The organism is Actinoallomurus vinaceus (assembly GCF_039542055.1).
GTDB classification, from domain to species: Bacteria; Actinomycetota; Actinomycetes; order Streptosporangiales; family Streptosporangiaceae; genus Actinoallomurus; species Actinoallomurus vinaceus.
Genome location: NZ_BAABHK010000039.1, coordinates 1 through 8,426 on the forward strand (window position 1 = coordinate 1; position 8,426 = coordinate 8,426).

Sequence of the window (8,426 nt, forward strand, 5' to 3'; positions counted from 1 at the left end):
CGTACCTTCCGCCGGAGGGACCGCCAGGCCGGTGCTTCCCGACAGCTCCTGTGTGATCTTCCGGGGGCTGGTGAACGTGCCGCGGCCGTGCCGACGGACCAGGAGGCCCGACCGGACGAGTTCGTCGATGGCCGCGCGGATGGTCGGGCGGGAGACTCCGAGCTCGTTGGCGAGATCGCGTTCGGACGCCAGGCTCGTTCCCGGGCTCGCGTTGTCGATGAAGTCGAGGATGTGCCGGCGGACCCGGTCGCGTTTGGGGGTCGATGGCGTACGGGGGGATCTCTGCTCGGTGCCGGTCACGCCCCCATAGTCTCAACAAGACGGTCGCCCGGCGTCGCCTCACAGGCGCTTGCGGACGTGGTCGGAGACCACGTCCGCGTGCAGGGTGTGGACGACACTTCTTCCCTCGCGAATAATCGAGGACCAATTTCCAGTACCGTGACACAAAGCGATGCTATGGTCACACCTCGTGAAGGTTGTGACGCAGTTAAAACTCGTGCCGACGCCCGAGCAGGCGGCGGCGCTGAAACACACCCTGCGCACGGCCAACGAAGCCGCATGCTGGGTGTCATCCGTAGCGTTCGCCCAGGGTGTTCCCCGTGAGTACGAACTACGAAAGCACACCTATGCCGAACTCAAGGAACGCGGCCTGGGCGCGCAGGCGCCCAGCATGTGATCAAGAAGGTCCGGGACGCCTACACCAGCCTGCACGCTAACCTGCGGGCAGGGAACCTGGGCAAGGAGGGTTCCAAACGCCGGATCAAGGCCGAGTCCAAGCCGATCACCTTCCGGCCCCAGGCCGCCCAGCCGTACGATGATCGGTGTCTCAGCTGGCAGTACGACGCGCAGACCGTTTCGATCTGGACGATGGCGGGCCGGTTGAAAGGCGTACGCTTCGCCTGCTCACCGAACGCACTCAAACAGCTCATCGCCCACCGCAAAGGCGAGAGCGATCTGGTCGAACGCGATGGCGTGTTCTACCTGATCGCAACCTGTGAGGTGCCCGAGGCCGAGACCGGTGAGCCGGGTTCCTTCGTCGGGGTGGATTTGGGCATCGTCAACATCGCCACCACCTCCACCGGCCATCGGGCCGCCGGACGCAAGTTGAACCGCTACCGCAGGCGGCAAGTCGCGCTGCGGGCCAAGCTGCAGAAGAAGGGCACCAAGTCCGCCAAACGGCTGTTGAGGAAACAGCGCCGTAAGGAATCGCGGCGCGCCAGGGACATCAACCATCGCATCTCCAAGACGATCGTGACCGAGGCTGAACGCACCGGACGCGGCATCTCCCTGGAAGAACTCACGGGGATCCGTGAACGGGTACGGCTCCGCAAGCCCCAACGGGTCGCACTGCACTCCTGGGCCTTCGCCCAACTAGCAGACTTCATCGTCTACAAGGCACGCCGAGCCGGCGTCCCCGTCGTGTTCGTCGACCCCGCCTACTCCTCCACCGAATGTGCCGAGTGCGGGCACATCGACCGGCTCAACCGGATCTCTCAAGCATTGTTCACCTGCCGGGGCTGCAGCGTCGTTGCGCACGCGGACCGGAACGCTTCCCGCGTCCTAGCCCGAAGGGGCCAGAACGCGTGGGACGCGGGGCGGACGTCACACGTCCCGGCCACCAGCCCGAGCGGCTGATGGCCAAGACGCGGCAGACCACCTCACAGCCAGTGAGGCTCTAGCCGCACGCTCGGTCCTTCAGGACCTTCAGGACCGAGAAGCTGACTTCGGAACGGTGTCGGTGAAGTGGGTGCCCGCGCTGTAGTAACCGTTCACGGCGCTGGTGACCTGCGCCGGCGTGAGCGCGCCGGACGCGTTGTAGTACACCCAGTTGACCTTCTCGTTCCACGTGCGCGCGCCGCTGAACGGGAGGTCGATGAACCACTCGTTGAAGTCGATGGTCATCTTCTCACGCGGGTAGTACTTGCCCGTGGTGGAGAAGTAGACGTTGCCGTCGACGTAGTACGTCACGGTGCCGCCCGCCACCGTCATCTGCAGCGTGTGCCAGCCCTGCAGGCTGGAGATGACATTGTGCGTCTGGCGGTCCATGGCGTCGGCGCTGTACCAGGTGGTCGTGTACAGCGTCGGGCCGGGCGCGCCCCAGCCGCCGTTCGGCAGGTACTCATTGTCGAGTTCGCTGTAGAGCGAGTCGTCCGGCGTGATCGTGTAGAAGGTCTCGTTGACATGGTCGCCGTTCGGACCCGTGGTCGGGGCGTCGTTGAAGTAGACGCGCGCCGCGTACGTGCCCTCGAAGAACTTGCGCTGGACCGTGTCGATCTCGGCCTGGGTGGTTCCGTTGGTCGTGCCGTCGGTGGTCGCCGCCAGGTTCATGACCTTGCCGCCCTGGGCGGTGGAGTCCGACGGGAAGCTGAAGGCGTTCGCCGACCAGGTGCCCTGAATGCCCGGGCCGCCCCCGCCCGTGCGGATCGACCAGCCGTGCGCGCCGAGGTTCGGATCGGAGGGGCCGGTGTAGTGGAAGTCGTCGAACAGGACGCCGCTGCCGCTCGTCGGCGGCGTGGAGGTCCCGCCCGGGGCGGTCCCGGAGACGACGGTGCCGTCCACCGAAAGGGTGACGGTGCCGGACGAGCCGTACGAGGTCTGGTTCTTGAACGAGTAGTCGTTGGCCTGGTTCACCTGCTGCCAGTCCTGCCGGTTGAGCCGCAGCTGCAGGTCGCCGGTCGAGGCGCCGGGCGCCAGCGAGCCGGCGCTCGGCCCGAAGGCCACCTCCAAGTAGTGGTCGGCCGTTGCCGGGCCGCCGCTCAGCGCGCCGACCGTACCGGAGATCTTGGAGCAGCCGATCACCGCCCATTCGCAGGTGTAGACGTACGGGACGGTCGTGTCGGCGCTGAAGTAGTAGCGGATCGTGACGCCGGACAGCGATGCGGATGACGAGCCGGTGTTGACGACCTGGAACCAGGGCTCGATGTCCCCGGCGGTGGCTCCTGTCTCGGTCGTCCGGTACTGCAGTTGGAGGCTCGAGGCCGCTTGGGCCGGGCCGCCGGTGAGGAGGCCGGCCGTGACGACGGTGGCGCCGAACAGGACGAGGGCGGTCAGCAGGGCGGTGCGGCGACGTCCGGGTGCGAGGCGTCTGAGGGCGGGGGGAAGCCGCATGGTTCTCCTTGCGTGGCGGGCGGACATGATCGGCCCCGCCGCCCGCGGCCGGGGCGCCGGCCGGACGCGGGCGGACGGCACCGTACGCGCGCCTCCCCCAAGGACGAACGAAGACGCTGCGTACGATCGGCAACCTGACCAACGGTCAGTTCTGCGGTGGCCGATGGCCATCAAAATGAACCCCGCCTACCGGCTTGTCAACCCCCAGTTCGCAGCGTTTTAGCCGTAGTTGTCGGGCAAGAGAGGCCACAGTCCAGGTAGCTGGAGCGTCGGCGATCTTCCATCGTTGACATGACCAATGGACAAGTGTCACTATCTGGCGCACCGAGCGACGGGGGGCGACCGGCCGACGCCGGAGCGGTGAGCTCTGGCCACCCAGGAGGGATCGACATGCACAGACGTGTTACGGCCGCGTTGGCGGCGAGCGTCGCGCTCGCGTGCACTGCCACCGCGTGCGGCGGAGACGGCGACACCGCCCCCAAGTCCGCCGCGAAGATCGCCGGACCGGGTTCCGGCACCGGAAAGACGCTCACCGTCTGGTACATGAACGGCGACCTGTCCGACGCCGCGGTCAAGGCGATCAACACCGAGTTCACCAAGGCCACCGGTGCCTCGGTGAAGGTGCAGATCCAGGAATGGGACGACATCAACACCAAGATCACGACCGCGCTGGCCCAGAACGACCCACCGGACGTGCTCGAGATCGGCAACACGGACGTCCCGCTGTTCGCCGCGGCCGGGGGCCTGTCGGACATCTCCGCAGTGCAGAAGGCCCTGGCGCAGGGGCAGAGCTGGCTGCCCGGGCTGGTCGGACCCGCGACGGTCGGCGGCCGACTGTACGCCGCACCGCTCTTCGCGGCCGAGCGCGCCGTGGTCTACAACAAGAAGATCTGGTCCAAGGCCGGCGTCACCAAGCCGCCGGCCACGTTCGCGGAGTTCACCGCGGACCTCGACAAGATCAAGGCAGCCAACCCGGCGCCGGACTTCTCCGCGTTCTACATGCCGGGCCAGTACTGGTTCGGCGGCGTGCAATTCGTCTGGGACGCGGGCGGCGAGCTGGCCACCAAGAACGGTGACAAGTGGACCGGGGCGCTGGAGTCGCCGCAGGCCCAGCAAGGGCTGGCGGCATGGAAGCAGTTCCAGAACACCTACTCCACGCCCGCCTCGCGCAACCTGTTCAACCTCACCCCGGACTACAACGCGGTCTTCGCCCAGGAGAAGACCTCGGCGATCCTCAACACCAGCGTGAACTCCATCCTCAAGATCAAGCCGTCGCTCAAGGAGCAGCTCGGCACGTTCCCGCTCCCCGGCGCCGGCGTGGGCAGCACCCAACCGGTCTTCCTCGGCGGCTCGGACCTGGGCATCGCGGCCAAGAGCCCGAATCAGGCCCTCGCCCTCGCCTACCTCAAGGCCGCCACCAGCACCGCCGTACAGACGAGCGCGATCGCCGGGATCGACGGCTGGACCCCGGTCTCGTCCCAGCTCATCGACCAGACCACCGGGTCGCGCCCGGAGCTGTTCAAGGCGTTCTCGTTCGCGGCCAAGCGCAGCGTCGCGACGCCGGCGAGCCCCGGCTGGGCGACGATCGAGAGCGACAAGTCGCTGCAGGCCTTCTTCGGCGACATCTCCACCGGCAAGACGCCGATCGCCGACGCCGCGAAATCCTTCGATCAGCACCTGAACCAGGCGCTGAACGCATCCCAGTGACGCGCATGGAAACCTTGGCCGCGCGGGCGACCGTCGCGCCCGAGGCCGTCGCGCCCCGGGCCCGGCGCCGCCGCTCCGCGCTGCCGTACGCGCTCCTGGCTCCGGCCGCGCTGGTCCTCGCCCTGGTCATCGGGTACCCGCTCGTACGGCTGGTGCTGATCTCCTTCCAGGACTACGGACTGCGGGCGCTGTTCAGCGGCCGGACGCGGTGGACCGGGTTCGCGAACTACACCGCTGTCCTCCACGGCGACGAGATCGTCCCGATGCTGCTCCGCACCGCGCTCGTCTGCGTGGCGATGGCGGGCGGCACCCTCGTGATCGGCACGGGCGTCGCTCTGGCGATGCGCGCGCTGGGCCGGCGGATGCGGACGATGGTCACGTTCTGCCTGATCGCGGCCTGGGCGGTGCCGAGCGTGGCCGCGACGATGCTGTGGACCTGGCTGTTCCAGCCGACGTACGGCGTGGTCAACTGGATGCTCCGGCTCGGGCAGTACGACTGGACCGCGCACACGGTGTCCGCGCTGCTGCTGGTCTGGCTGCTCGTGGTCTGGCAGTCGGTGCCGTTCGTCGCGCTCACCCTGTACGCCGGGCTGTCACAGATCCCGGGCGACTACTACGAGGCCGCCGCGCTCGACGGCGCCGGGTACTGGACGCGCTTCCGCGTGATCACGGTGCCGTTCCTGCGGCCGATCCTGCTGCTCGTCACCGTCCTGTCGGTGATCTGGGACTTCAACGTGTTCAACCAGATCTGGCTGCTGACCGGCGGCGGCCCGGACGGCGGGACGACCACGCTCGTGGTCTGGTCGTTCCGCCGGGCCTTCGCGAGCCAGTCGTACGGGCAGGGCGCCGCGATCGCCGTCCTCGCGACCGCCCTTCTCACGGCATTGACGTGGTATTACGTGCGCCGATTGGTGCGGGCGGGAGAAGCATGGTGAGAAGAGTCCGGCCGGCCCGCATCGCGCTGAACACCGGAGCCGTTCTTTTTTGCGCCGTCTGGATGTTTCCGGTCTACTGGATGGTCAACACGGCACTCAAGCCGTCCGGCGACACGCTCAGCCCGACGCCGAAGTTCCTGCCCTTCCCGCTAAGTCTCGCCAATTTCGCCGACGCGGTGCGCAAACCGCATTTCGCCGACTACCTCGTCAACAGCGTCATCGTCACCGGAGTGGTCGTGACACTGTCGGTCGTGGTGGCCTTTCTCGCGGCGACCGCGCTGACGCGCTTTCGCTTCTTCGGGCGCCGCGGATTCCTCATCGGGATCATGGTGATCCAGATGATCCCTGGGCCGGCGCTGCTGATTCCGCTGTTCCTGAGTATGAAGAGCCTGAACATGCTCGACACGCTGATCGGGCTGATCATCACCTATTCGGCGTTCGTGCTGCCCCTGACGATCTGGGTGATGCGCGGATTCCTGCACGGCGTACCGGTGGAACTCGAAGAGGCTGCGATGGTCGACGGGGCGAGCCGGTTCACCGTGATCCGCAAGGTGCTGCTCCCCCTCGTGATGCCGGGCATCATCGCCGCCAGCGTCTTCTCCTTCATCGTCGCCTGGAACGACTACATCTACGCGTACGTGATGATGAAGGACCAGTCCCGGTACACCTTGCCGGTGTGGCTGGCGTCGTTCTCCACCAACATCGGTACCGACTATGGCGGGCTGATCGCCGGCTCGACATTGTTCGCACTGCCCATCGTGGTCTTCTTCATGCTCATCCAGCGCCGACTGGTCGTCGGAATGACCGCCGGGGCCGTCAAGGGATAGCCCTTTTCGAGACCTTGTTGAGAAAGGCCATTGTGATAATTCCTCGCCCCGCCGAACTCACCGTCCACCCCGGTGAGTTCGCCATCCCCGCGGCCCTCCACCTCTCGGCCGGACCGGGCGCCGCACGCGCCGCCGACCTCCTGGCCGGCTACCTGGGCGACCGGCCTCGCGCGTCGTACGGGCCGGCCGTCCGCGTGGAGATCGCACCGGCCGACCTCCCGTACGAGGGGTACCGCCTGGAGATCTCCCCGCCCGAGGTCCTCCTGACCGCGCCCGGCGAGGAGGGGCTCTTCCACGGTGTCCAGACGCTGCGCCAGCTCCTGCCCCCGGCCGCGCTGGATCCGGCGTCGGCCCCGCCGGACGCGTGGCGGTGGCCATGCGTGACCGTGCGTGACGCACCGCGGCTGCCGTGGCGAGGGGTGATGCTCGACGTCGCACGGCACTACATGCCGCCGGAGTTCCTCGAGGAGTTCATCGACCGGATCGCGCTGCACAAGCTCAACGTGCTGCACCTGCACCTGACCGACGACCAGGGCTGGCGCATCGAGATCGAGGGGCTGCCGCGGCTGACCGAGGTGGGCGCCTGGCGGACGGAGTCCATGGTCGGCCCGTCGGGCAGCACGCGCTTCGACGGAGTCCCGCACGGCGGCTTCTACTCCCAGCGCCGGCTGCGCGACCTGGTGGCGTACGCGGCCCGCCGCGGCGTGACCATCGTCCCGGAGATCGAGATGCCCGGCCACGCCCGCGCGCTCCTTGCCGCCTACCCTCACCTGGGCAACCGGCCCGAGGTGAGCCTCCCGGTCTGGACGAGCTGGGGGATCAGCGAGGACATCCTCGGGGTGCACGACGAGGCGCTGGAGTTCTGCCGCACGGTGCTGGCGCAGACGGTCTCGGTCTTCCCGTCCCGGTACGTCCACATCGGCGGCGAGGAGTGCCCGACGACGCAGTGGGAGACCAGCCCGGTGGCCCGCCGCCGTGCCGCGGAGCTGGGCTTCACGACGCCGACCCAGTTGCACGGCTGGTTCCTGCGGCAGATGCAGGAGACGCTGACCGAGCACGGCCGCCGCGCCGTCTGCTGGGACGAGGCGGAGCAGAACGGCGAACTGCCCGCCGACATGACCCTGACCGCCTGGCGTGACCCGGGCCACGGCGTACGTTCGGTCGAACGCGGCCACCAGGTGATCATGGCGCCGCACCGGTCGACGTACCTGGACTACGCGCAGAGCACCCATCCCGGCGAGCCACCGGCCCAGCCCGACGTGGTCACGACGGTCGCCGACGTGTACGGATTCGACCCGCTCGCGGGCGGCCTGCCGGTCGCCGATCCGGGCAATGGGGGCCGCCCTGGTGTGCTGGGCACCCAGGCGCAGCTGTGGACGGAGTTCGTGCCGACCCCGGACCACGTCCGGTACCTGACGTTCCCGAGGTTGTGCGCCCTGGCCGAGGCGGCGTGGAGCGAGGGCACGCGCGACTACGAGGAGTTCCAGGGCCGCCTGACGGTTCACCGGGAACGTCTGCGGGTGCTCGGCGCGCTCCCCGGGCGGGACGCGGCGTGACCGCACTGAACGGGACTCGCCGTCCGTCCACCGCCAAACGCGAGCTGGTCCGCCGCCACATCCTCGACCTCATCGACAACGCGAGCCCGGGGACGAGCCTGCCGTCCGAACGCGAACTGGCTGTGACGCTGGGCGTGTCCCGCCCGACGGTCCGCGCGGCCATCGACGAAATCGCCCGTACAGGCCTGCTGGTCCGCCGCCACGGCCGCGGCACGTTCACCAGCCCGCGCAAGGTCACCCAGCAGCTGTCCGCGACGGTCGACGGCCTCGGCGTCCCACCCGCGAAGGGCGAC

At 68.3% G+C, this 8,426-nt stretch carries 9 protein-coding genes; 7 read left to right on the forward strand and 2 right to left on the reverse strand.

Annotated features, from left to right (window positions below; all coding sequences use genetic code 11):
- Positions 1-300: GntR family transcriptional regulator (locus ABEA24_RS53100; protein ID WP_345444659.1), on the reverse strand; the 300-nt coding region annotated here is incomplete at its 3' end.
- A gap of 169 nt (positions 301-469) precedes the next feature.
- Between ABEA24_RS53100 and ABEA24_RS53105 the strand changes: the two genes are divergently transcribed.
- Complete coding sequence (locus ABEA24_RS53105; protein WP_345444662.1) at positions 470-676, forward strand: hypothetical protein; 207 nt, start codon at positions 470-472, stop codon at positions 674-676.
- Positions 673-1,635: an RNA-guided endonuclease InsQ/TnpB family protein gene (locus tag ABEA24_RS53110; RefSeq protein ID WP_345444665.1), complete on the forward strand. Its 963-nt coding sequence runs from the start codon at positions 673-675 to the stop codon at positions 1,633-1,635. The genes ABEA24_RS53105 and ABEA24_RS53110 overlap by 4 nt, the downstream gene beginning before the upstream one ends.
- 69 nt (positions 1,636-1,704) lie before the next feature.
- Here ABEA24_RS53110 and ABEA24_RS53115 read toward each other — a convergent pair whose 3' ends face one another.
- Positions 1,705-3,108: a cellulose binding domain-containing protein gene (locus ABEA24_RS53115; protein ID WP_345444668.1), complete on the reverse strand. Its 1,404-nt coding sequence runs from the start codon at positions 3,106-3,108 to the stop codon at positions 1,705-1,707.
- Positions 3,109-3,498: 390 nt separating this feature from the next.
- On the opposite strand from ABEA24_RS53115, the gene ABEA24_RS53120 reads away from it, so the two are divergent.
- The 5 genes from ABEA24_RS53120 to ABEA24_RS53140 form a co-directional block, all read left to right on the forward strand.
- Positions 3,499-4,815, forward strand: a complete 1,317-nt coding sequence (locus ABEA24_RS53120; RefSeq protein WP_345444671.1) for an extracellular solute-binding protein — start codon at positions 3,499-3,501, stop codon at positions 4,813-4,815.
- A gap of 5 nt (positions 4,816-4,820) precedes the next feature.
- The gene (locus ABEA24_RS53125; protein WP_345444674.1) at positions 4,821-5,750 is read left to right on the forward strand and encodes a carbohydrate ABC transporter permease; all 930 of its coding nucleotides are present in this window, start codon (positions 4,821-4,823) and stop codon (positions 5,748-5,750) included.
- Positions 5,705-6,577 carry a carbohydrate ABC transporter permease gene (locus ABEA24_RS53130; protein WP_345444676.1) on the forward strand — a complete coding sequence of 291 codons (873 nt, stop codon included), beginning with the start codon at positions 5,705-5,707 and terminating at the stop codon, positions 6,575-6,577. The genes ABEA24_RS53125 and ABEA24_RS53130 overlap by 46 nt, the downstream gene beginning before the upstream one ends.
- Before the next feature lie 32 nt (positions 6,578-6,609).
- A complete protein-coding gene (locus tag ABEA24_RS53135; protein WP_345444679.1) occupies positions 6,610-8,133 on the forward strand; it encodes a beta-N-acetylhexosaminidase in 1,524 nt (507 codons plus the stop codon).
- Positions 8,130-8,426: GntR family transcriptional regulator (locus tag ABEA24_RS53140; protein ID WP_345444682.1), on the forward strand; the 297-nt coding region annotated here is incomplete at its 3' end. The genes ABEA24_RS53135 and ABEA24_RS53140, both read left to right, overlap by 4 nt.

What these genes read in the sequence shown, in the direction of transcription:
- ABEA24_RS53115 (WP_345444668.1), bottom strand. Translation starts at nt 3,108, where the DNA reads ATGCGGCTTCCCCCCGCCCTCAGACGCCTCGCACCCGGACGTCGCCGC.
- ABEA24_RS53120 (WP_345444671.1), top strand. Translation starts at nt 3,499, where the DNA reads ATGCACAGACGTGTTACGGCCGCGTTGGCGGCGAGCGTCGCGCTCGCG.
- ABEA24_RS53125 (WP_345444674.1), top strand. Translation starts at nt 4,821, where the DNA reads ATGGAAACCTTGGCCGCGCGGGCGACCGTCGCGCCCGAGGCCGTCGCG.